Raw genomic sequence first — 23,216 nt, 5'->3', positions numbered from 1 at the left:
GCGCAAGGAGGCGTGGTGGTTTTTCGAGGTCGCTTCGACGCGATCGTCATCGGTGCCGGGTTCTCCGGCCTGTACGCCTTGCATCGGCTTCGAGAGCTTGGGCTGCGGCCGGTGGTCGTCGAGCGGGCCGACAAGGTCGGCGGAACATGGTTGTTCAACCGGTATCCCGGCGCGCGCTGCGACATCGAGAGCATCGAATACTCCTACAGCTTCTCCGACGAGATCCAGCAGGAGTGGGTGTGGACGGAGACGATGGCCGCCCAGCCCGAGATCGAGGCGTACCTCAACTTCGTCGCCGACCGACTCGACCTCCGCCGCGACATCAGGTTCAACACCGCGGTCACCTCGATGACCTTCGATGAACACACGGCGACATGGACGGTGAAAACCGAAGCGGGGGAGGAGTTCAGCGCGCCGTTCGTGGTCGCCGCCTCAGGCATTCTCTCCGCGCCGCTGGAACCCGACATCCCCGGCATGGACACATTCGCGGGCACCTCGTTGTTCACCAGTCGCTGGCCCAGGCATGACGTCGACCTCGCCGGCAAGCGCGTCGGCGTCATCGGCACCGGCTCGACCGGCGTGCAGCTGATCCCGGCGGTCGCCAAGGACGTCGAGCACCTCACCGTGTTTCAGCGCTCACCCGCCTACACCCTGCCGTGGCAGGTCCGCGCGTTCGAGCCGGGCGAGTTTGACGAGATGAAGGCCAACTACGGCGAGATCCGCGCCGCGCAACGAGAACATCCGATCGGGGCGGCTCGGCTGTCGGCCTTCTCGGTGATGTTCCAGATGATGGCCAATCCGCCGCTTAAGACCGCGTCGCGGGAAGACCAGGTACGAGCCGTCGAACAGAACGGCATCATGGGCGCCCTCAGCTGGGGCGACGTGTTCTTCGACATCGAGTCCAGCGAGATGGCGGCCAAGCTCTACGGCGAGGCGGTGGGACGGATCGTCAGCGACCCCGACACCGCGGCGTCGCTGTCGTCTACTCATCCCTTCGGATGCAAGCGCCCGATCATCGATCAGGGCTACTACGAGACCTTCAACCGGGACAACGTCACCCTCGTCGACCTTCGCAAGGGTCCGATTCGTGCGGTGGCGCCGACCGGCATCGAGACCGAGCAGGGCTCCTATGATCTCGACGTCATCATCTACGCCACCGGCTTCGACGCGATGACAGGGGCGCTCAGCCGCATCGACATCCGCGGCCGTGACGGCATGTCGCTCAAGGACTTCTGGGCGACCGACGGTCCACTGTGTTACCTCGGGCTGGCGGTCGCGGGCTTCCCCAACCTCTTCATCGTCCAGGCCCCAGGAAGCCCCGCGCCTGCAAGCAATTTCGTCGCCGCACTGGAACAGCACGTCGAGTGGATCGGTGACTGCATCAGCCATCTGCGCACCAACGACTATCAGACCATCGAAGCGCTGCCCGATGCGCAGCGGGAATGGATCGAGCACATCACGTCCCTCGTCGCGCCCACCGTGCTCGTCCACCCGTCCTGCAACTCCTGGTACAACGGCGGAAACGTGCCAGGCAAGCAACGGATGTACATGGGCTACACGGGAGGAATTCCGGAGTATCGCCGACGGTGTGACGAGGTCGCCGAGGCCGGCTACACGGGATTCAAGCTCGCGTGATGAAGGCTTCGGAACGCGCTTATCGGATCGGTCGGGATTTCGCCGGCGTGTTGCCGCGTGCACACGCCGCGCTGAGAAGCTCCGGAGACTGGAAGCCGTTGTCGCCGACCGGTACACGCCAGCTCGGCGAGGTGATGCTCGACGAACTGGCGCTGTCCGGGATGACGCTGACGGCGCCGCCACCCAAGCTGGAGCGGTCGCTGGAATCGTGCGAGGCCGCCGCCGAGGAGCTCTCCGCACTGGGCGTCGAGCGGGCCCATCCGGTCCCGGAACCCTTGAACGTGAAGTCGATTCGGTCGCAACGGCTTGGCCGGCTGACGTACGAGAAGCTGAAGTTCGAACACGTTCCCGTGCTGCCGGACTCGCTTGCCGCAGCCGGCCTCGGCGGGCCCGCAACCGCGGTCGCGCACCTGTACCGGACGGGAGACGACCGCAGGCCGTGGCTGGTGTGGGTGCACGGTGCCGGTCAGGGCCAGCCGATAGACCTGCTGTTCTCCAGGGCCCGGCGAATCCGCGACGAACTCGGCTTCAACATCGCCCTGCCGATTCAGCCGGGCCACGGATCACGGCGCACGGCGTGGCCGCCCTATCCGAACATGGACCCGCTGACCAATGTCGCCGGGATGATGCGCGCCGTCTCCGAGGTCCGCGCGCTTGTGGCTTGGCTGCGACCGCAGTCGACCGTGATGGCGGTGTCCGGCGTTTCCATGGGAAGCCCGGTGGCGGCACTGGTTTCGCACTTCGAGGATGTCGACGGCGTCGCGGTGTACACGCCGATCCTCGGCCTGAACGCGATGATCTCCCAACATCTCGGTCGGTGGGGCCCGTCGGTGAACGACACCATCGACCTGCTGGGCTCGGATACGGTGGCGGCCATCGCGTCCGCGGTCGACCACACCGTCGTCGCACCGACAGCACCTCCGCGCGGACGCCTCATCGTCGGCGCGTGGCACGACAGGATGGCGATGCGTGAACCCGCCCAACAGCTGCACGAGCGATGGGGAGGAGAGCTGTTCTGGCATAAGGGAAGCCATGTCGGCCATCTCTTTGCCAGGGGCGTGCAGACCGCCTCCGAGAGGTTTCTAGGCGCACTCAGTGCGGAAGGCGGCCGCCGATGGTCCGAGTGACCTGCTCGGCGTGACCGACCGCAAGGTCGATCCACGCCTCGCATTGCGAATGCGGCATCCGAATCGTCGGTCCGCTGATGGTGATCGCGCCCAGAATGTCGCCGGCCGCGTCGAACACCGGCGCGGACAGCCCCGACGCCGAATCCTCCCGTTCGCCGGTAGTGATGGCATAACCGTCGGCCTTCGCCTGCGCGATGAGCGCGCGCAGTTCTTCGGGGCTGGTGACCGTGAAGTCGGTCATCGGTTGCAGAGGCGCGGCAAGCACCTGCTCGGCGAGTTCGGGGTTCCACGCCAGAAGCACCCGGGATGCCGAGCCGACGTGCAGGGGGATGACCTTGCCCACGTACATGTCTCGGCGCAGCGCATGGTGGGTTTCGGCAACCGCGACGCAGACCCGGTAGGTCTGCTCGACCTTGAAGAAGCACGCCGTCTCTCCGGTCTCGTCGCGGATCTTCTTGAGGACCGGGTTCACCACGGCCAGCACGTCGAGATCCTTCAGCGCTGTCGCTGCCCAGTACGACATGCGCACGCCGATGCGAATCCGGTCCCCCTGGCGGTCTAGTAGACCTTGGGTGACCATGTTGCTCACGAGTCGCTGGACGGTTGACGTGGGCAGGCCGGTCGCCTGCTGTATCTCGCCAAGGCTCATGTCGGGCCGCGTCAGCGTAAACGCATCGAGAATCTCGGTGATCTTGCCGAGCACCAGCAGCGGTTGCTGTTTCGACGACGCCGCGGGCCCCTCAGCCTCGGTCATTTTGTTACCGCCTCCGGGTTCACACAGTGCGGGGGAACCTGGCCGTGTGCGATGGCAACGGCGTTGCCGGCGCACAATTCTGCCATCCGCGCCCGCACCTTCGTCGTCGCGCTTCCGAGGTGCGGCAAGAGCACGACGTTGGGCAGGTCGGCGAGGCCGGGGGCGAGGAGAGGCTCGTGTTCGTACACGTCGAGTCCGGCGCCTGCGAGGTGGCCGTTGCGCAGCGTGTCGACGAGGGCGTTCTCGTCGACGATCGGCCCGCGTGCGGTGTTCACGAGAATCGCGGTCGGCTTCATCGCCGCAAGGGCTCTCGCGCCGATCAGATGCCTGGTGGACGGGGCAAGAGGAATGTGGACCGACAGGAAGTCGCTGCGTTCGACGAGTTCGGCCCAGCCGACCTGGCGGACCGGGTAGGGCAGGTCCGCCAGTTCCGCATCGGTGACTGTTCGCCCCGCGGGTGGATGCGAGCAGAACGTCACCTCCATGCCGAACGCGACAGCGCGTTGCGCGGTGGCGCGCGCTATCCGCCCGAATCCGGCGAGGCCGAGCGTCGCCCCCGAAACATCTTGACCGAGAAGCAGTTCGGGCTTCCACCCGGTGAACTGACCCGACCGGGTGAACTGGTCGGCTTCGATTGCGCGCCGTGCGGTGGCAAGGATCAGCAGCATCGCCAGATCGGCCGTCGCGTCGGTGAGCACACCAGGTGTGTTGCCGACGAGGATGCCGTGCCCGGTCGCGGCGGGCACGTCGATGTTGTCGTAGCCGACCGCGTAGTTGGAGATTCCGGCCAGCTTCGCCGCGCCGAGCAGATCGGCGTCGAAACGGTCGGACAGTTGGGCGACCACGACGTCGAAGTCGCCGGACGCGCAGGCGTCGCGCAGTTCCTCGGCCGACGGCTGCTCTTCGGGCACATGCACCAGACCCGCGGCGCGCAGCGACCCCATCCCCGGTTCGGGGATGGGGTAGGTCACGAAAAAGTTGGGCCTATCCGTCACCGCATGCCTGCTGGCCGTCACCGATGACCCACTCGAATGCCGACGATTTTGACCGCGCGCCCTGTGCGGATCGGGAGCGGTTCGGCTCATCCAGTTCCGCCAGCAGCTTGTCGGTGATCTCGATCATCGACGCCAGCGTAGACGGCGTGAACCACGCGGGACGGGTTGCGAACAGAAGATCCTCGGTCGAGGTGTTGCCGCTTGCGCCAGGGGCGAAGGGGCAGCCACCGAGGCCGCCGAGTGACCCGTCGACCATCCTGGCGCCGGCCGCGATCGCGGCCAGGGTGTTCGCCACTCCGAGTCCCCAGGTGTCGTGGCCGTGGAAGACGATGCGGCGCTGCGGAGTTCGCTCCCGAATCCCGTGGACCAGGTCGGTGACCTGCGTTGGTATCGCCTGGCCGATGGTGTCGCAGACGACTATGTCCGCTGCGCCCTCGGTGCGTGGGTCCGCCGCGATGGCGATGACGCGCTCCGGATCGGTCACTCCCTCGAAGGGGCAGGTGAACGCGGTGGCGATGCACAGCTGGATCGCGCCGCCGACTTCCTCGCTGATGCGCACTGCGTCGGGCATCGCCGCGACGCTGTCCTCGGTCGATCGGCCGATGTTGGCCTTGTTGTGCGAATCCGAAGCCGAGAAGCAGTATTGGAAGTTGCGTGCGCCTGCGGCCGCGGCCTTTTCGATGTGCATCGGGGTGGCCACCCATATCCAGCACCGGGCCAGTTCGTCGGGTTGCAGCGCGGCGACGACGTCGAGTGTGTCGGCGAGCGGGGGGACGAGGTCCGGGCGCGCCATCGAACCGATCTCCAGCGCGGGCATGCCGAGTGCCAGCAGCTCGCGGATGATCTGCACCTTGCGCTCGGTGGGCAGGCTCTTGGAGGTGAGCTGAAGTCCGTCGCGCAAGGTCACGTCGCGGATGTCGGCCGGTGGGGTGAATGGCCGGGTCATGTCAGTGCTCCGATCTCGTCGTCGCTGAGGCCCAGCAACGAGGAGAAGATCTCGCTCGTGTGCGCACCGAGGTCGGGTCCCACGCTGCGGATCGGCAGGGAGGCGGGCCCGATCACCGGAACGATGCCGGGGAATCCGACCACCTGCTTCTCCAGCCCGCCGGTATCAACTTCGAAGTCCTGAACCATGTTTCGCGCCGCATACTGTGGGTCGGAACAAATATCGGCGGCGGTATAGATGGGGCCGGACGGCACGCCTGCCTCGTCGAGGAGCTTGAGCGCGTCGTCGCGGCCGTATTGGATCGTCCATTCGCCGATCGCGGCGTCGAGTTCCTCACGTCGTCGCCATCGGCCCGCATTGGTCTGCAACTCCGGATCCGTCGCGAGGTCCGGTCTGCCGATCATCTGCATATAGCGCTGGAAGATCGCGTTCCCGTTGCCCGCGACGATGATGCTGGAGCCGTCGGCACACGGATAGGCGTTGCTCGGCGCGATGCCCTCCATCCGTCCGCCGACGCGTTCCCGCGTCACGCCGTAGGCCTGGTAGTCCGGCACCAGCGATTCCATCACCGACAACACCGATTCGTTGAGCGCGACGTCGATGACCCGCTGCGACAGCGGCACTTTCACGCGCTCGCGCTGAAACAGCGCCATCACGGTGCCGAATGCCGCGTAGATCCCGGCTATGGAGTCGCCGATGGATACACCGGTGCGCACCGGCGGCCGGTCGGGATCGCCGACCAGTTCGCGCAGGCCGCCGAACGCCTCGGCGACTGCCGCGAAGCCGGGCCGTGCTGACATCGGGCCCGTCTGGCCGAATGCGGAGATCCGGGTGATGACGAGGTCGGGGTTCACCTGATCGAGGTCGTTGGGCCCGAGTCCCCACTTCTCCAGGGTGCCGGGCCGGAAGTTCTCCAGAACCACATCGCAATGCCCGACGAGGTCGAGGATGATCTGCCGGCCTCGTTGGGTCTTCAGGTCCACGACGATCGACTTCTTGTTGCGGTTGATCGTCCGATACAGCATCGACGTGTCGCCGGAGTAGAGCCGCCAGGTGCGCAGCTCGTCCCCGGTGACGGGGCGCTCGACCTTGATGACCTCTGCGCCGAAGTCGGCCAACATACGACCGGCCGTCGGGGCGGCGATGTAGTTGCCAAGCTCCAGCACGCGCACACCGGCGAGTGGACGAATGTCGTTGGTGGTCACAATGGTTCCTTAATCAATCAGCTCTATCAGAACAAGGCGCTCAACGGCAGGATGAGCAGAATTGCGACGACAGACGCGACGGAGACGCCCACCGTGACGGTTTTCAACGTGCCTCGCGTCGACTGGCCCAGAAGCGATTGCAGCAGCCAGAACGTATTGCTCGTGACGTGTACCGCGAACAGCGATCCGGCGCCCGCAGCCAGTGCGATGAGCACTGGGTCGAGGCCGATGACGGGTGCAACCGGCGCGAGAATACCCGCAGAGGTGATGGCCGAGATGGTCACCGACCCGACCGCGACGTGCAGCGCGGCCGCGATGGCCCAGACGACGAGCAGCGGTGCTGCGGTGCTTGCGGTGAAGTATTCGCCGAGGATGTCGCCGAGACCCGCGGCCTTGATTGTGGCGGCCAGCGACCCACCCACTCCGGTCAGAATGAGAATTTGTCCGCTCTCCTTGAAGCCGGTCGCGATCGCACGCTGAATCGGCTCGGCGCCCATCGTGTATCGCCCAACGAAGCTCGTGCCGATCAGGCCGATCAGCAGGGCGATGACGGGGGAGGAAACGAATTTCACGATGGGGTTTTGGATATCGGCGGCATCCAGAATCGCTCCGGTGGCGATCAAAATCAGTGAAACCAGCATCGGTGCGAACAACGCGATCAGCGGTTTTTGCGCCCGGGTGACGGTGACTGCCTTGGTGGCAACGCCGCCGCCAGACGCGTCGTCATCGGAATCGTCAGTGGGGCCGGTGACTCCGCGGTCCTCGTCATCGAGGGGGTCGGGATCGGCGCCGAGGAACTCCTGCTCGTCGCTGTCGGGGTTCCACCAGCCGTGGTTGAACAGGAAGGACATGACGGCGACGGATATCGCTACCGTCGGAATCACAAGGATCACGCCGAAGAGCAGCATCTTGCCCAGGGGCACACCCAGCAGACCTGCCAGTGCCAGCGCGCCCACACCGGGAATGGTCAGAACGATCCCGCACTCGAGACCGATCGCCATCGCGGCCGCCATCCGGGCGGTCCCGTTCTTGCCGATCTTCTTCGCCAGGCTGCGGGCAAGAGGTGCCGAGATGACGAGCAGCACATCGAGGAAGATCGACTGGAGCAGGGTGGCGATCGTCAGCGACATCGCATAGGGCATTCGCTTGGCCCCGAATACTTTCAGCAGCGTCTCCACCAAACGTTGGATGGCCCCGGTCTGCTGCAATATGGCGCCCATCAAGACGCCGAACGCGATCAGCAGGCCGACCTCGGCCATGATGTCGCCGAACCCCGTCATGATCGCGTCGACCGTCTCTTGAACGCCGATTCCGACCGCGAGGCCGAGGTAGGCGGACCCGACCACCAACGACACGACGGGATTGAACTTGAACCGCACGATCATCACGACCACCGCGATGATCGCGACCGCTGTATTGATGACGACTGCGGTATCTGACATGGGCAAACCCCTTCGTACGGCCCCTCGAATTCGGTGATACACGGCACAGTATTTGTGAGGATGTGACGTGCACCGCATTCATATTATGAGCACAAACTCACGATACAAGCAAGATTGTTGGCATGTATGGCTGCGAACTGTGCTTTTGGTGGTGAGGAGGAACTCGATCAGCTCGACGACTGGACGCCGTAGTCGTCCATGAACCGGCCCCGGATATAACTCAGCTCCCGGCCGAGGTCGTAGTCATCGCCGAGCACCGTCCACAGATATGCGGCACCGAAGATCGCCGAACTGATGTCGTTGGTCGCTCGGGCGATGTCGATGTCGGAGCGCACCGACCGGTCGTCGACACCCCGCCGGAGGCCGGCCGCGACTCTGTCGATCCCGTGCTCGAGCAGAGCTTGTACGCGTCCGCGAAGCGCCGACGTAGTCTTGACTGCTTCGAAGGTGGCGACGAAGAGGGCACGCAAGAAATCGCGGTCTTCGTTGTACAGCTCTTGAACCCGGTCGAAGTGGCCCATCGCCTCAGCCAGCCCGAATGCGGTGGGGTCTGGCTCGGGGCTGAGGCGCTTGATCTGATCGTCGAGAAAAAACGCGTCGAGTATCGCGTCCTTACTCCCGTATCGGGCATGAACCATCGCCCGGCTGTAGCCGGCTCGTCGGCCGATTTCTGCAGCGGTCGTTGCCTCCCAACCCTTTTCGGCAATGAGCGCCGCCGCCGCCTCAATCAATCGTCGGTTGGAGATCTCAACGCGTTGCGGTTGCGTGAGGCCGCGTGCACGGGCTGGCACTCTTGCATAGTAGACGCTCGACAACTAACTTAGTTGCGCACTGTCAAATTTCTTGCGCGGGAGGTCGATGGTGACTTCAGCCGCGGCGGAGGTCCCGTCGGGCATCGACGGCCTGACCGTGCAGTGGCTGACCGCGGCGCTTGGGGCGCCGGTCATCGAAGTGGAAGCCGAGCAGATCGCGCAGGACAGCGGGTTCTCGTCTCTGCTGTACCGACTCCACCTGACCGGCGACGGTGTTCCGCCGACGTTGATCGCCAAACTGCCCGCGCAGTCCGAGGCGCGCGGAGCGATGGAGATGCTCGGCGGTTACCGGCGGGAGCTGGCGTTCTACCAAGAGGTCGCCGGGCACGCACCCATGGAGACGCCTCAGGTCTACACCGCGAGGATGGTGGCGGGCACAGCTGATTTCGTGTTGCTGCTGGAGGATCTGCAGCATTGGGACAACGCGGATCACCTCGCCGGATTGTCGATCAATCAGGCTCGGGTCTGCATCGATGCGCTGGCTGGATTGCATGCCTGGTCGATCCGTGACGCCGATGTGCGTGCGCTGGAGGGCTTCCCGAGCATCGACACCCCGATAGCCCGTGATCTGCTCGTGCCCGCGTTCGAGCCCGGGTGGCGGGTCTATGTCGAGAAATCGTCGGCGCAGGTGCCTCCGGCGGTAGCCGCGTTCGCAGAGCAGTTCGCAGAACATGCCGGCGACGCGCTGACGGCACTGTCCGAGCGGTCCATGCTCCTGCATGGCGACATCAGGGCAGACAACCTGTTCTTCGACGGAGACCGGGTCAAGGTGGTCGACTTTCAGTTCGCTGCGCGTGGTGCGGGCGCGGCGGACATCGCCTACCTAGTCAGCCAGGGGCTGCCAACCGACGTCCGTCGCGGCCACGACGAGCAACTGGTCCGCGACTACCTCGGGCGGCTGGCCGAGTACGGTGTCGGCGAATACCCCTTCGACGAGGCGTGGCGGCATTACCGTTACGCAGTCGCCTACCTGATGGTTCTTCCCGTCATCACGCTGAATGGTTGGGACGCACTGCCGGAACGGTCCCGGGCGCTCTGCTTGACGCTGACCGATAGAGCGGTGGCGACCATTGGCGAGATCGACGCACTGGAGGTGTTCGCGTGACCCGGACCGCCCGCGAAGTGGTCGAGCTCTACAACCTTGTGGTCTGGAATCAGCGGAACTTCGAACTCGCGGACGAACTGATGGGCGATAACGTCATTCGGCACGAAGTGGGTGAGGCCACCACGTTGACCCACGAGCAGGCCGTCGCGCGGATCGTGGACCACTGGGAGATGTTCAACACGATCCGGTTCGACCTGAACCTCGTCGTCGCGGGCGACGACGGTGAACACGTCGCGATCGTGTACCAGTCGCCGATGGAGCTCAAGGACGGCACCAGGACCGACGTCGGCAGCATGGAGATCTTCCGTGTCGTCGACGGCAGGATCACCGAAGTGTGGAATTGCGGCTACAAGCAGGGAGTGTGGGAGTGACAGAACGCGTTCTCGATGAACTCGGCTACTACCTGCTTGCAGGCGCGGGCGGGGAAGGCCCGTCGGCGTTGACGGCGGAGGCCCGGCGCGGTGAGGCGATGGGCTTCGGGACGGCATTCATCTCCGAACGGTGGAACGTCAAGGAAGCGTCTTCGCTCGTCGGCGCGGCCTGCGCGGTTACCGACCGCATGCAGATCGCAACGGCCGCAACCAATCACAACACCCGTCACCCATTGATAACTGCCTCGTGGGCGACCACCATGCATCGCCTCTCAGGCGGTCGGTTCACTCTCGGTCTTGGTCGCGGAGTGGCGGCGATGTACGCGGCATTCGGCATCCCATCGGTGACGACCGCCCAAATGGAGGACTTCGCACAAGTCATGCGTCGTCTCTGGAATGGCGAGGTCATCTTCAACCACGACGGTCCGATCGGGAAGTACCAGGTGTTGTTCCTCGACCCGGAATTCAAGGAGGACATCAGGTTGGGGTTGGTGGCGTTCGGCCCGAAGACGCTCGCGCTGGGCGGGCGCGTGTTCGACGACGTCGTTCTGCACACCTACTTCACGCCGGACACCCTGCAGCGAAGCGTGAAGACGGTGAAAGACGCCGCCGAGAAGGCGGGCCGCGACCCCGACAGCGTACGCGTCTGGTCGTGCTTTGCGACCGTCGGCGATCATCTGCCCGAAGAACTGCGGCTGAAGAAGACCGTCGCCCGGTTGGCCACCTATCTGCAGGGCTACGGCGATTTGATGGTGACCACCAACAATTGGGATCCGGCAGTGCTGCAACGCTTCCGGGAGGATTCCGTCGTCACCTCGATACCCGGCGGTATCGACCATAAGGCCACCGCCGAGCAGATCGAACACATCGCGACGCTGATCCCCGACGAATGGCTGGAGCCCTCGGCCACCGGTTCGGCCCAGCAGTGCGTCGAGCGCATCCGCAAGGAATTCGACTACGGCGCCGACGCGCTGATCATGCACGGTGCGACGCCCGACGAACTCGAACCGATCGTGGACGCGTACCGCGCGGCCAAGTTGTGATTTCGGCGCGCTGACCGACGGTCAGCGCACGCTAGCGCGCCGAAATCGCCGGAGTTACGGCGTGATGACGGTGCGGCTCACCGGTTCTGCTGCGGCCTGCCTGCCGTAGATCGCTCGCTGAAGCGCCGACAACAGCGCGTCGCGGGTCTCCTCCGGATGAATGAGATCGTCGAACCCGAGGGTGCCCGCCGACCGGAAGGACGCCTCCACCTCCGCCTTGCGAAGCTTTGCCTCGACGTCCTCCGCGGCGTGCGACGCACGGCTGAGCGCGGCCGCGCTCATCGCTCCCATCGTGGCTCCGGGATACGCGAACGTCGCACTCTGGCTGTCGAATCCCAGCAGCGACATCACCATCGAGCCGAATCCGTAGGCCTTGCGCAGCGTCACATGCAGCTTGATCGTCGTCGCGGCGGTCTGTGCGGCGAACATCCGTGCACCGCTGCGCAGCACACCGCTCTTCTCTGACCGGCTTCCCGGCAGCATGCCCGGGTTGTCCGCGAGGAACACGATCGGGAGGTGGAACGAGTCGGCGACCGTGATGAAATGTGCTGCCTTGTCGGCGGCGTCGGCATCGATAGAGCCCGCAAGGACCTTCGGCTGGTTCGCGACGACAGCGACGGGGTGACCGCCGAGGTGCGCGAGCGCGCAGATCATCGAGGGCCCGAACTTCGGCTGCACCTCGAACCAGTCCTGCCGGTCGAAAACGACGTCGAGCACCGTCTTCATGTCGTAGATCCGTCGGTTGGTGCGAGGCACGATGTCGAGCAGCTCGGGTGTGGGCCGCGGCTCGCTCGCCTCGTCGGCGGGCAGCGAGGGTGGATACGACCATGCGCTGGACGGGAAGTACGACAGGTAGCGGCGGATGTCATCGAGCACCGCCTCGTCGTCTTCGGCGAGGTTGTGGATCACTCCGCTGGCCAGCGCGACGCCAGGCCCGCCGAGGTCCTCCTTCGAAATCTCCTCGCCGGTGGACTCTTTGACGACCGGCGGACCCGCGGTGAAGATCGCACCCTGACGGCTCATGATGGTGAAGTCGCACACCGGGGCGACCAGCGCCCCGTGCCCGGCCGACGGGCCGAGCAGGCCCGCCACGGTCGGCACCTTGCCGGAGCACTGAGCCTGTGCGAGCAGGTCCGTGGGGGTGCGGCCGTAATGCTCTCCGCTGGGCCGGAATCCGGCGCCCTCGAGCAGCATCACCAGCGGAACCTTGTCGCGCAACGCCAACTCGGCCAGCCGGTAGCGCTTCGCGTTGCCGCCCGGTCCGATACTGCCCGCGAGCGTGGTGAAGTCCTCCGCACCGACCATCACCGGTGAGCCGTCAATCATTCCGGAGCCCGCAACAATTCCGTCGGCCGCGATGTCGCCGCCGACGAGCGTGCCGAACTCTCGGAACGTGCCCTTGTCGAGAAGGTGCTCCAGCCGAGCGCGGGCGTCGAGCTTGCCCTTACCGCGGTGTTTGGCCACCCGCTCGTCGCCGCCCATCGACCGCGAGCGCTGACGCCGAAGATCGAGATCTTCCAGCGTTTCCTTCCAGCCCTGCTCGTTCGTCATGCGCAATTCCCGTCGTTGAAGGCGATCGTCGCACCGGCGTGCTCACGTTGACCATACTGAATTGCTTACTGTAGCGTCCACGTGTATGGCTGACCGCGACGGTCTCAAGGTAGACGGGGCCGTCTCGAGCCAACTTAGGAACGTCGCCGACGCGGCGAATCGGCTGCAGAAGCGGGGCTACGACTGCTGCTGGACCGCCGAGATCAACCACGACCCGTTCTTGCCGCTGGTGCTCGCCGCCGAACACACCACGACCATCGAGTTGGGCACCAGCATCGCGGTGGCGTTCGCCCGCAATCCGATGACGGTGGCCAACGTGGGCTGGGATCTGCAGGCGTACTCCGACGGCCGCTTCATCCTTGGTCTCGGCTCGCAGATCAAGCCGCACATCGAGAACCGGTTTTCCATGCCGTGGAGCAGGCCCGTGCAACGCATGCGCGAGTTCGTCCTGGCAATGCGCGAGATCTGGTCGTGCTGGCGGACGGGATCCAGGCTCGCATTCGAGGGCGACTTCTACACCCACAAGCTGATGACGCCGATGTTCACCCCCGAACCGCTCGCGCACGCCTTCCCGAAGGTGTTCGTCGCCGCGGTCGGCGAGGCAATGACCGAGATGTGCGGAGAGGTCGCCGACGGCCTTCTCGCGCACGCGTTCACGACCAAGCGCTACTTCGAAGAGGTGACCACGCCTGCCCTGATGCGCGGCATGGCGCGGTCCGGCCGCAGGCGCAGCGAGTTTCAGCTGTCCTGCCCGCTGTTCGTCGTGACGGGCAACGACGAAGCCGAATTGGCGACCAATGCCATCGGCACGCGCAAGCAGATCGCGTTCTACGCCTCCACGCCCGCCTACCGCAAGGTTCTCGAACTGCACGGCTGGGGAGACCTGCAAACCGACCTACACCGGATGTCGAAGGAGGGGCAGTGGGATGCGATGGGTTCGCTCATCGACGACGAGATCCTCAACGAATTCGCGGTGGTGGCGCCGTTGAGCGACGTCGCTCGGGCGGTTCGTGATCGCTGCGACGGCGTCATCGACCGCGTCATGGTGGGCTTTCCGGCCTCGGTCGACGACGCCACCGTCACCGACGTGCTGCACGAGATGAGGAGTCGAGCTTGAGTACCCCGATCATGGATGAGGCAGGCAGGGTGTTCGCGACGCCGAAGGCGTACGCCGATGAGGCGAGACTGCATGCCGCGCTGACCCATCTGCGAGCCAACGCGCCGGTGTCATGGGTCGAAGTGCCGTCCTACAAACCCTTTTGGGCGATCACCAAGCACGCCGACATCATGGACATCGAACGGGCGAACGACGTGTTCACCAACTACCCCCGGCCGGTCCTCGTCACCGCCGAGAACGACGAGCGACAGGCGGCCGTCGGGGTCCGCACCTTGATCCACATGGACGATCCTCAGCATCGCGGCGTGCGGGCGATCGGCGCAGACTGGTTCCGGCCGAAGGCCATGCGGGCGTTGAGGAACCGTGCGGACGAACTCGCCAAGGTCTACGTCGACAAGATGGCCACGATCGGACCCGAATGCGACTTCGCCCAGCAGATCGCCGTGAACTACCCGCTGTACATGATCATGTCGCTCCTCGGCGTGCCCGAATCGGACTTCCCGCTGATGCTGAAGCTCACCCAGGAGTTGTTCGGCAGCGATGACGACGAGTTCAAGCGCGGGGTCGAGGGGGAAGATCAGATGTCGGCGCTGCTGGAGATGTTCGAGTACTTCACCGCGTTGATCGCGTCGCGGCGGGAAAACCCAACGGAGGACCTGGCTTCCGCGATCGCCAACGCCACCATCGACGGCGAGCCGTTGTCCGATATCGACACCATCTCCTACTACGCGATCATCGCAGCCGCCGGCCACGACACCACCAGCGCGATCATCTCGGGCGGCATGCTGGCACTGATCGAGAATCCCGACCAGCATCGACGGCTGGCCGCCGACCTGAACCTGATACCACTTGCGACGGAGGAGATGATCCGCTGGGTCACCCCCGTCAAGGCATTCATGCGGACCGCCACCCAGGACGCCACTGTTCGCGGGGTGCCGATCGCAGCAGGAGAATCGGTTCTGCTTTCCTATGTTTCCGGTAACCGCGATGAGGACGTCTTCGACGACCCCTTCCACTTTGACGTCACGCGAGATCCCAACAAGCACATCGCCTTCGGCTACGGTGTGCACTTCTGCCTCGGCGCCGCGCTGGCCCGAATGGAGGTGAGCAGCTTCTTCTCCGAGCTGCTACCGCGACTCGAGTCCGTCGAGCTTGCAGGCGACCCGCAGCACGTGGCGACCACATTCGTCGGCGGGCTCAAGCATCTGCCGATCCGTTATTCGCTGCGCTGAAGCGTTGACGACCGCCCCGGAAATTATCCGAGGCGGCCGTCTCGCCGGGTTGCCTGTCAGATCGGGAGTGGAATCCAGATCCCGAAGAACCAGAAGCCCCACTGGTTATAGCCGGGGTCCCAGATCGGCTGCTCGTTGAAGCCGAAGTAGTTGATCGGCGGCGGCGGCGGGCCCCATGCCGGCGGCAGCGGTCCGATCCAGGGCGGCGGCGGGGGTGCGCCCCAGCCCCACGGCGGCAGTCCGTCGCCCCACGGGGCGCCGCGGAACCGGCCGCGCCAGTCGTTGTCCTGAGGACCCCACGGTGGCCGCCAATCGTGGCCGCCGGGGCGGTTGAAGTCGCCCGGCGGTGGGCCGCCGGGGAAGCCGCCCGGTCCAGGGCCGCCAGGGCCGCCGGGGAAGCCGCCCGGTCCAGGGCCGCCAGGACCGCCGGGAGGCCCACCAGGGAAGCCGCCGGGTCCACGGTCGCCAGGGGGACCGCCGGGAGGGCCACCAGGAGGAGGACCACCGGGTCCGCGTTCGCCGGGAGGACCACCGGGAGGAGGTCCGCCCGGTCCGCCCGGTCCGCCACCGGGGCACTGCACACCCGGAGGGCATTGCGGCGCGGCGTTGGCAGCGCCGGACCCCAGGCTGATGCCTGCGGTGCCGAGCATGCAGCCGATCGCCGCCCCCGCTAATAGCTGACTAACTTTCATTACAGGCCTTTCCACGTCGATAGACGCCCCGACCCATTTGCGACGGTAGGGAGGCTTCGTAAGAGCGAGCTATGTGGCCGCTTTGAAAGCGCTAGCAGGACGCAAAGGCCGATCGGCGGTGCCGGTGAACGGCAAGGCGATCAGCAGCGTTTACCTAGGCGTCAGCAGCAGCGGCTGCCGGGATTGCTCTCCGTCGCAATGTGTCGCATCCGCCAGTACTCGCGTTCGGAAACGACCGGTTCATCGGGGTGCGAGCGGCGGCGATGTTCGACGTAGCGCCGGTAGTGGTTGTCGCCCATCAATGTGGCCCAGTACCAACTGATTTGGCGGGCGAGTTCGGTAGCGCGTCCCATTGTTTTTGCACCTCCCGTTCCGCCTTGGTCGGGATCAGCCCGGAGGGCGCGAACAGGCGCGATGGCACTGGCTCGTCTTCGGTCAGTGGACTCCCTTGGCCGCGTATCGCCCGTATCGCGACGATGACTCCTGCCACGACCACGACGACGACAAGCACCGCGAACAGGATCGACAGCGAGCCCTGGATGAAGGTGTTGCGCACGATTTTGTCGACATCGCCGGGCGTCTTGGCAGTCAGGCATGTCTTGCCGGCCTCTTTGGCGGCCTGGCAGATGCTGTGCTGTTTCCAGTAACCGAGCTTGGGATCGGCGGAGAAGATCTTCTGCCATGACGCCGTCATCGTCACAACGAGATCCCACAACAACGGAACCGCGGGAATCCAGGCCCATTTCAGCAATCCGCGTTTGATCACCACGACGGTGACGACTGTCAGTGCGATGGCCGCCAGCAGTTGGTTGGCGATGCCGAACAACGGGAACAATGTGTTGATACCGCCGAGCGGATCCGTCACACCCATCAGCAGGATGCCGCCCCAGGCCGCGACCACGACGACGCTGCAAATCCACGCGCCGACACGCCAACTGGGGTCCTTCAGCTTGCGAAGCGGGCCGCCGAGATTGCTCAGGCCGTCGGACAGCATGAAGCGCGCCACCCTGGTTCCGGCATCGACGGTGGTGAGGATGAACAGCGCCTCGAACATGATCGCGAAGTGATACCAGAAGGCCTTGAGGCCTGTGCCGCCGAACACCTGGTGCAACACCTCGGATATGCCGATCGCCAGTGTGGGTGCACCGCCGGTGCGCGACACGATGGAATCCTCGCCGACGTCGGTGGCGGCCTGGGTGATCTGCTCGGGGGTGATCGGCGCGCCGGACAGCCCCAGGCCGTTGACGTACTCCGCCGCCGTCGCCGCGGTGGTGCCCGTCTGGGCGGTGGGCGCATTGATGGCGAAGTAGAGGTGCTGGTTGAGGATCGCCGCGGTGATCAGCGCCATGATGCCGACGAACGACTCGGTGAGCATGCCGCCGTAGCCGATCAGCCGCATCTGGCTTTCCTTTTCCAGCAGCTTGGGTGTGGTGCCCGAGGAGATAAGCGCGTGGAATCCCGACAGGGCGCCGCAGGCGATCGTGATGAACAGGAACGGGAACAACGAGCCCGCGAACACCGGGCCGGTCCCGCTGCCGGCGAACGAGGAGATCGCCGGGGCTTCCATGATGGGACGGGCCAGCAGGATCCCCAGTGCCAGCAAGGCGATGGTGCCGACCTTCATGAACGTCGACAGGTAATCGCGCGGGGCCAGCAACAACCACACCGGCAACACCGACGCGGCGAAACCGTAGATGATGATGCACCACGACAACGTCACCTTCGACAGGGTGAACCAGTCAGCACCCCAGGATGTTTCGGCGACCCACCCGCCCGATACCACCGCGAGCAGCAAAAGGACGACACCGATCAGCGACACTTCGGACACGCGGCCGGGGCGCAGGAACCTCAGGTACAGACCCATGAAGATAGCGATGGGGATGGTCATGGCGATCGAGAAGACGCCCCACGGGCTCTCGGCCAGCGCGCCCACCACCACCAGCGCCAGCACCGCGAGCAGGATCACCATGATGACGAGCACACCGACGATGGCCGCCACCCCGCCGATCGCGCCGAGTTCGTCGCGAGCCATCTGCCCCAGCGAGCGCCCGCGACGCCGAGTGGAGATGGACAACACCAGATAGTCCTGAACGCAACCGGCGAACACCGCGCCGATGATGATCCAGATGGTCCCGGGCAGATAACCCATCTGCATGGCCAGCACTGGGCCGACGAGCGGGCCCGCACCTGCGATCGCGGCGAAGTGGTGCCCGAACAGCACTCGCCGGTCGGTCGGCATGTAGTCAGTGGCGTTCTCGAAAAGCTCTGCCGGAGTAGCATTATCGTCACGCGGGCGGACGATCTTCATCTCGATCAGCCGGGCGTAGAACCGATACCCGATCACGTAGGTGCAAACGGCGGCAATGACGAACCACACCGCGTTCACCGTCTCGCCGCGGAAAAAGGCGATCACCGCCCACGCGAGGGCGCCCAACACCGCGATGATCCCAAAGATGATCTTGTGGCGGGTGGTGATCGGCGATCGATCAATGATCGCGACCGGCGGCAGATCCTTCTCGGTACGGACGTAGGTAATGTCGCCGTCGTGCTCTTCGAAGCGGTCCGTCGACTCTGCGGTGGGTGAAGCCACTGGTTCCTCCCTCAATCGCGTGGAGTTCTCGCGCCTGAGATGATCCTGTCAAAGGCGGCGCCGGGCCTGAAGAGGATTGCCGAAGATGGCCGAATTCCTGCTATTCGCGCTCGTAGAATGCCCGGACGGTGTCGACGGTGTCGGCCTCGCCGGGGCTTTTATCGTCCCGGTAGCGCAGCACCCGCGCGAAACGCAGCGCCATGCCGCCTGGATACCGCGACGATGTCTGTACCCCGTCGAAGGCGATTTCCACCACCTGCTCGGGGCTGAGCTTGACCACCCACCCGTCGGTGGGTCCGTCGGCCAGCTCGGTGAACCTGGCGGTCTGCCAGTCGAGCATCGCGTCGGTCATGCCCTTGAACGTCTTGCCCAGCATCACGAACTCGCCCGTCGCCGGATCGCGGGCGCCGAGGTGGATGTTGGAAAGCTTGCCGGTGCGTCGGCCGGAACCCCATTCGACGGCCAGCACCACCAAGTCGAGGGTGTGCACCGGCTTCACCTTCAGCCAGCCCGTGCCGCGTCGGCCTGCTTCATACGGCGCGGACGGCGACTTCGCCATCAGACCTTCATGGCCCGCGGCCAGCGTGGCGTCCAGGAACCGTTGGGCCGCTTGGGTATCCGATGTGGACAACCGGTCAACGCGCTGATCTGACGGCACGATCGCGTCGAGGGCCGACAGCCTGTCCCTCGTGGGTTCGTCGAGCAGGTCGACACCGTCGAGATGCAGGACGTCGAAGAAGAACACCGACAACGGCTGGGCGGCGCGGGCCGCGGCGACGTCGACGCTTCGGTCCTTGCCGCCCCGGCCTCCGCCGCGACCGAATCGCGACGCGGTGACCTGGAACCGGTGCGGCCGTCCGTCAGCTCGCAAGGCGATCGCCTCACCGTCGGCGATCAGATCCGTCACCGGTAGTGCGAGCGTCGCCTCGACGACCTCGGGCAGCCGGGCCGTGACGTCGTCGAGGCTGCGGGTGTAGATCGACACGTCGTCGCCGGACCGGTGGATCTGGACCCGGGCCCCGTCAAGCTTGGCTTCGAAAACGGCGTCGCCGCCGAGTCGATCGAGTGCTTCGCCGACACCGGTCGCGGTCTGGGCAAGCATCGGGCCGACGGGCTGACCGACCCGCAACGTGAACTCCGACAAGGCGGCCTCACCGCCGGTCAGTGCGGCGGCTGCGACGGCAGGCAGATCGCCGCCAAGCATCGCGGCCCTGCGGACAGTGGGGGCCGGCATGCCCGCGGCCTTTGCGACGGCGTCGGCCATCACCCCGGCAAGCGCACCCTGGCGCAGCTCGCCGCCGAGGAGCCGGCGAAGGAACGTCTGCTCGACGTCCGTCGCCGCGGAGAACAGATCCGCGACGAGTGCCGCCCTAATGGACTGCGACCCTTTGCCTGCGACGGCACCGATCTCAGTGAAGGCGGCATCGACGGCGTCGACCGCCAGCGTCGGTTCCTCGGCGGGCTCGGGCAGCGACCGCAACGCCGCCCACCCGACGCCGATCTGGCGCAGTGGCAGGTCACCCGACAACCACGACACGACGACGGCGACCAGCCGCGCGTCGCCGTCTACGCCTGCCCTGGTGAGCAGATCGGCGATGCGGGCGATCTTGGCCAGCCGCGACGAGGAGGCGCCGACCTCTGCCGATGCGGTGGCGACGTCGATCAGCTGCACATTCTCACCCTGGCACGAGGGTCAGACATCTCCCAACAGGTCAGCGAGGACAGCCATCTCGGCGCGAAGAGCGGCGGCCCGTTCGGCGTGGCCGCCCGCGGTGAACTGATCCGCGGCGCTGCGCCGCTCGGCGATCTCGGACCGCACGAGGTCGCGGATCTGCTCTTCCGACAGTTCCCGACGCGTTACCTCGGTGGAGCCGAGGCCCGCGACGGCGCCTGCGATCGCTCCGCTCGCCCGGCCCGGGGGGACGACGGTTTCGGGGGTCTCGGCGTTGTCGATGGCGCTCAGCACAGAGCGCAGGGCGGTGGCACGCGTCGAGTCACGCTTCTTGCGGGCAGCAAGCAGCGATGCGCGAACAAGTGTGCGCCAGGTCTCGGCGGGCAGGGGGGACACGGGCCGCCAAAGTACTCGCGAGCGTGCACAGTTGCACCTGGTTTTCCGGCGTGTCGTGTGCAAACGCGCACGCTCGCGGTGCAAGGGGACCAAGACGGCTACTTGACGGCTACTTGACGGCGAAGTCGACCGAGTGCCAGCCGGAGGCCCCGTCGGGCACCGGGTCGGCCCACTGCTGGGTCTGCGTCGCGCCGGTGTTGTCGGTGGCTCGCACCGAAATCGTGTGCAGGCCAGATTCTTCGGCCTGCCAGGGAAAGCTCCACAACCGCCATGCGTCGTTGGAGTAGCCCGCACCCAGCTGCGCCTGCTGCCAGGTGCCCTGCTTATTCGGACTGTCGATGCGCACCTCGACTGCCTTCACACCACGGTTCTGCGCCCACGCCACCCCGCCGAACGTCACCGGCCCACGGGCGACGTCCTGGCCGCTGCTCGGCACGTCGATGCGGGACTCGGTCTTGATCGGTCCGCGCGGGGACCAGCCCAGCCGCGTCCAGTACGCCTCGGCCTTGTCGAACCGCGTGAGTTCGAGGTCGACAACCCATTTGGTGGCCGACACATACCCGTACAGGCCGGGGACGACGAGCCGTGCGGGGTAGCCGTGGTTGGTGGGCAGCGGCTGGCCGTTCATCCCGACGGCCAGCAGCGCGTCCCTGCCGTCGGTGAGGGCCTCGACCGGAGTCCCAGCCGTGAACCCGTCGCTCGACATGGACAAAACCATATCGGCGTCGGCGTGCACACCCGCGTCGGCCAGCAGGTCGCGGACCCGATAGCCTGTCCAGCTCGCATTCGAGATGAGATCTCCGCCAACAGGATTGGACACACACGTCAGCGTCACAACCTTTTCGACGACCTCGAACCGGTCCAGATCCTCGAACCGGTAGGTGATCTCACGGTCGACCATGCCGTGGATCTTCAGTTGCCACTCGGCGCGACTCAGCTGTGGCACGGTCAACGCGGTGTCGATCCGGTAGAAGTCGTCGTTGCTTGTGACGAATGACGGCAGCGCAACGCCTTTGGGCTGCACCGTCGGCGGGATAGGCGGTGCGGCGACGTCCACCGCGGGCAGGGCGAACGCGTCGCGATCACCGGCCACCGACGTTCTCGCCCGCGACAGCACGACGCCGACAACGCCGCTGACCGCACCTGCGGTGAGCAGGCCCATCGTTATCAGGGACAGCCGCCTGCCGTGGTCGGGCTCATCGGATGTGTCGGGGTCGGCAGGCCCGTCGGTGAATCGTCCCGACGTCAGCAGGCGCAGCACGACGACCCCGCACACGGTGCCGACGACGGTGGGCACGATATCGACGGGCAGCTGCCCGCCGCGGGACAGCACCGCCGCGCATCCGGCCACCCCCGCGGCGACGATCGCCGCGCTGCCGATCGGGACGCGGGGCCTCTCCATCGAACCGGCTACCGCGGCGATGATGGCGATGACGGCCAGCACGAGCACCGACAGCACCAGCTTGTCGGCCGTGCCGAACGTGGTGATCGCCCATTCCTTCACCGGACCGGGGGTGAGGTCGATGACCGACGACCCGATCGCCGTGCGGGAATCGGATTGTGGCCCCACGAACGCGGCCACCAGCTGGGTGACGCCGAGCGCGATGGCGGCCGCCGCGATGCCTGCCATCGCCCGTGACCCGCTTGACGCCATGCCGCCAAGCTACCGATCCGGCTACCCGAAAGGCTTACCGATAAGTGACGTCGGATAGGTTGCTTTACGAATTGAGCACTTTTTGGAAAGGGAGCCAGATGGAGATCGCGGGGAAAAGGGCCGTAATCGTCGGCGGGGCGTCGGGGTTCGGCAAGGCAACCGCCGAGGCGTTGGCCCAGCGTGGCGCCGGTGTGGCCATCCTGGACCGGCCGCAGTCGAAGGGCAAGGAAGTCGCCGATGCCCTCGGCGGAACATTCCACGAGGTGGACGTCACCGACTTCGAAGGCACCGAGCAGGTCCTTGGCCAGGCGGTCGAGGCCCTTGGCGGATTGCACATCGCGGTCACCACTGCGGGCGGCGGCATCGGTGAACGCACCATCAGCAAGAAGGGTCCGCACAGCCTCGACTCATTCCGGCGCTCGGTCGATCTCAACCTCATCGGCACCTTCAACATCAGCCGCTTGGCGGCCTGGCAGATGAGCCAGAACGATCCGGTCGACGATGAGGCCGAGGAGCGTGGCGTCATCATCAACACCGCATCGATCGCAGCGTTCGAGGGGCAGATCGGACAGGTCGCCTACACGGCGTCAAAGGCGGCCATCGCCGGCATGTGCCTGACCATGGCCCGCGATCTCGGCAGCATGGGGATCCGGGTCCTGGCCATCGCGCCGAGCCTGTTCGCCACCGGTTTGACAGAAGGCATTCCCGACGAGTTCGCCGAGGTTCTCACCAAGGATGCCGCGTTTCCCAAGCGGCTGGGCAAGCCAGAGGAGTACGCCAAGCTGGCGGTCGCGATCGTGGAGAACGCGATGCTCAACGGCCAGTGCCTGCGACTGGACGCCGGCCAGCGCTTCGCACCCAAGTAATCGCCGCATAG

The 23,216-nt window shown here is 65.8% G+C and carries 21 protein-coding genes; 8 read left to right on the top strand and 13 right to left on the bottom strand.

Annotation, left to right across the window (positions count from 1 at the left end):
* The first annotated feature begins 15 nt into the window (after positions 1-15).
* Positions 16-1,635: a flavin-containing monooxygenase gene (locus tag D6M19_RS04860; RefSeq protein WP_123024141.1), complete on the top strand. Its 1,620-nt coding sequence runs from the start codon at positions 16-18 to the stop codon at positions 1,633-1,635.
* The gene (locus D6M19_RS04855) at positions 1,635-2,762 is read left to right on the top strand and encodes an alpha/beta hydrolase (protein WP_123024021.1); all 1,128 of its coding nucleotides are present in this window, start codon (positions 1,635-1,637) and stop codon (positions 2,760-2,762) included. Before D6M19_RS04860 ends, D6M19_RS04855 begins: the two co-directional genes overlap by 1 nt.
* Here D6M19_RS04855 and D6M19_RS04850 read toward each other — a convergent pair.
* From D6M19_RS04850 to D6M19_RS04825, 6 genes are all read right to left on the bottom strand, one after another.
* Entirely contained in the window at positions 2,728-3,516 is a 789-nt protein-coding gene (locus D6M19_RS04850; protein WP_123024020.1) for an IclR family transcriptional regulator, read from the bottom strand. The genes D6M19_RS04855 and D6M19_RS04850 overlap by 35 nt on opposite strands.
* Positions 3,513-4,511, bottom strand: a complete 999-nt coding sequence (locus D6M19_RS04845; protein ID WP_268812299.1) for a 2-hydroxyacid dehydrogenase — start codon at positions 4,509-4,511, stop codon at positions 3,513-3,515. The genes D6M19_RS04850 and D6M19_RS04845 overlap by 4 nt, the downstream gene beginning before the upstream one ends.
* On the bottom strand, positions 4,501-5,457 hold the full coding sequence (locus D6M19_RS04840) for a hydroxymethylglutaryl-CoA lyase-like TIM-barrel protein (protein ID WP_123024018.1): 957 nt from the start codon (positions 5,455-5,457) through the stop codon (positions 4,501-4,503). The genes D6M19_RS04845 and D6M19_RS04840 overlap by 11 nt, the downstream gene beginning before the upstream one ends.
* The gene (locus D6M19_RS04835; protein ID WP_407665298.1) at positions 5,454-6,662 is read right to left on the bottom strand and encodes a CaiB/BaiF CoA transferase family protein; all 1,209 of its coding nucleotides are present in this window, start codon (positions 6,660-6,662) and stop codon (positions 5,454-5,456) included. Before D6M19_RS04835 ends, D6M19_RS04840 begins: the two co-directional genes overlap by 4 nt.
* 26 nt (positions 6,663-6,688) lie before the next feature.
* Positions 6,689-8,104, bottom strand: coding sequence for a GntP family permease (locus D6M19_RS04830; RefSeq protein WP_123024016.1), 1,416 nt, complete (start codon positions 8,102-8,104; stop codon positions 6,689-6,691).
* A 167-nt stretch (positions 8,105-8,271) separates the two neighbouring features.
* Positions 8,272-8,895: a TetR/AcrR family transcriptional regulator gene (locus D6M19_RS04825; protein ID WP_123024015.1), complete on the bottom strand. Its 624-nt coding sequence runs from the start codon at positions 8,893-8,895 to the stop codon at positions 8,272-8,274.
* 67 nt (positions 8,896-8,962) lie between these two features.
* On the opposite strand from D6M19_RS04825, the gene D6M19_RS04820 reads away from it, so the two are divergent.
* Genes D6M19_RS04820 through D6M19_RS04810 form a run of 3 tightly spaced genes read left to right on the top strand, consistent with a single transcriptional unit; the run spans position 8,963 to position 11,435 of the window.
* The gene (locus D6M19_RS04820) at positions 8,963-10,021 is read left to right on the top strand and encodes a phosphotransferase (protein ID WP_123024014.1); all 1,059 of its coding nucleotides are present in this window, start codon (positions 8,963-8,965) and stop codon (positions 10,019-10,021) included.
* Positions 10,018-10,392: a nuclear transport factor 2 family protein gene (locus D6M19_RS04815; RefSeq protein ID WP_123024013.1), complete on the top strand. Its 375-nt coding sequence runs from the start codon at positions 10,018-10,020 to the stop codon at positions 10,390-10,392. Before D6M19_RS04820 ends, D6M19_RS04815 begins: the two co-directional genes overlap by 4 nt.
* A complete protein-coding gene (locus D6M19_RS04810) occupies positions 10,389-11,435 on the top strand; it encodes a TIGR03857 family LLM class F420-dependent oxidoreductase (RefSeq protein ID WP_123024012.1) in 1,047 nt (348 codons plus the stop codon). Before D6M19_RS04815 ends, D6M19_RS04810 begins: the two co-directional genes overlap by 4 nt.
* 54 nt (positions 11,436-11,489) lie before the next feature.
* Here the strand turns inward: D6M19_RS04810 and D6M19_RS04805 are convergent, their stop codons facing one another.
* Entirely contained in the window at positions 11,490-12,986 is a 1,497-nt protein-coding gene (locus D6M19_RS04805; protein WP_123024011.1) for an acyl-CoA carboxylase subunit beta, read from the bottom strand.
* Positions 12,987-13,071: 85 nt separating this feature from the next.
* On the opposite strand from D6M19_RS04805, the gene D6M19_RS04800 reads away from it, so the two are divergent.
* A complete protein-coding gene (locus D6M19_RS04800) occupies positions 13,072-14,103 on the top strand; it encodes an LLM class F420-dependent oxidoreductase (protein ID WP_123024010.1) in 1,032 nt (343 codons plus the stop codon).
* Between the two features lie 11 nt (positions 14,104-14,114).
* Complete coding sequence (locus D6M19_RS04795) at positions 14,115-15,335, top strand: cytochrome P450 (protein WP_123024009.1); 1,221 nt, start codon at positions 14,115-14,117, stop codon at positions 15,333-15,335.
* A 56-nt stretch (positions 15,336-15,391) separates the two neighbouring features.
* On the opposite strand, the gene D6M19_RS34130 is transcribed toward D6M19_RS04795, so the two are convergent.
* The 6 genes from D6M19_RS34130 to D6M19_RS04765 all read right to left on the bottom strand — a co-directional run bounded on the left by D6M19_RS34130 (position 15,392) and on the right by D6M19_RS04765 (position 22,339).
* Positions 15,392-16,027 carry a chitin-binding protein gene (locus D6M19_RS34130; protein ID WP_164478323.1) on the bottom strand — a complete coding sequence of 212 codons (636 nt, stop codon included), beginning with the start codon at positions 16,025-16,027 and terminating at the stop codon, positions 15,392-15,394.
* 161 nt (positions 16,028-16,188) lie between these two features.
* Positions 16,189-16,380 carry a YbdD/YjiX family protein gene (locus D6M19_RS04785; protein WP_123024008.1) on the bottom strand — a complete coding sequence of 64 codons (192 nt, stop codon included), beginning with the start codon at positions 16,378-16,380 and terminating at the stop codon, positions 16,189-16,191.
* Positions 16,326-18,617, bottom strand: coding sequence for a carbon starvation CstA family protein (locus tag D6M19_RS04780; RefSeq protein ID WP_123024007.1), 2,292 nt, complete (start codon positions 18,615-18,617; stop codon positions 16,326-16,328). Before D6M19_RS04780 ends, D6M19_RS04785 begins: the two co-directional genes overlap by 55 nt.
* A 100-nt stretch (positions 18,618-18,717) precedes the next feature.
* Positions 18,718-20,289: an ATP-dependent DNA ligase gene (locus D6M19_RS04775; RefSeq protein WP_123024006.1), complete on the bottom strand. Its 1,572-nt coding sequence runs from the start codon at positions 20,287-20,289 to the stop codon at positions 18,718-18,720.
* Between the two features lie 21 nt (positions 20,290-20,310).
* Complete coding sequence (locus D6M19_RS04770) at positions 20,311-20,685, bottom strand: GatB/YqeY domain-containing protein (protein WP_234834695.1); 375 nt, start codon at positions 20,683-20,685, stop codon at positions 20,311-20,313.
* A 109-nt stretch (positions 20,686-20,794) separates the two neighbouring features.
* Complete coding sequence (locus tag D6M19_RS04765; protein WP_123024005.1) at positions 20,795-22,339, bottom strand: molybdopterin-dependent oxidoreductase; 1,545 nt, start codon at positions 22,337-22,339, stop codon at positions 20,795-20,797.
* Positions 22,340-22,437: 98 nt separating this feature from the next.
* On the opposite strand from D6M19_RS04765, the gene D6M19_RS04760 reads away from it, so the two are divergent.
* Entirely contained in the window at positions 22,438-23,205 is a 768-nt protein-coding gene (locus tag D6M19_RS04760) for an SDR family NAD(P)-dependent oxidoreductase (RefSeq protein ID WP_123024004.1), read from the top strand.
* Positions 23,206-23,216: the final 11 nt, after the last annotated feature.

The organism is Mycolicibacterium stellerae (assembly GCF_003719305.1).
Taxonomy (GTDB): domain Bacteria; phylum Actinomycetota; class Actinomycetes; order Mycobacteriales; family Mycobacteriaceae; genus Mycobacterium; species Mycobacterium stellerae.
The sequence above is the reverse complement of the archived record's forward strand: the minus strand, read 5'-3'. Positions and strand labels throughout refer to the sequence as shown.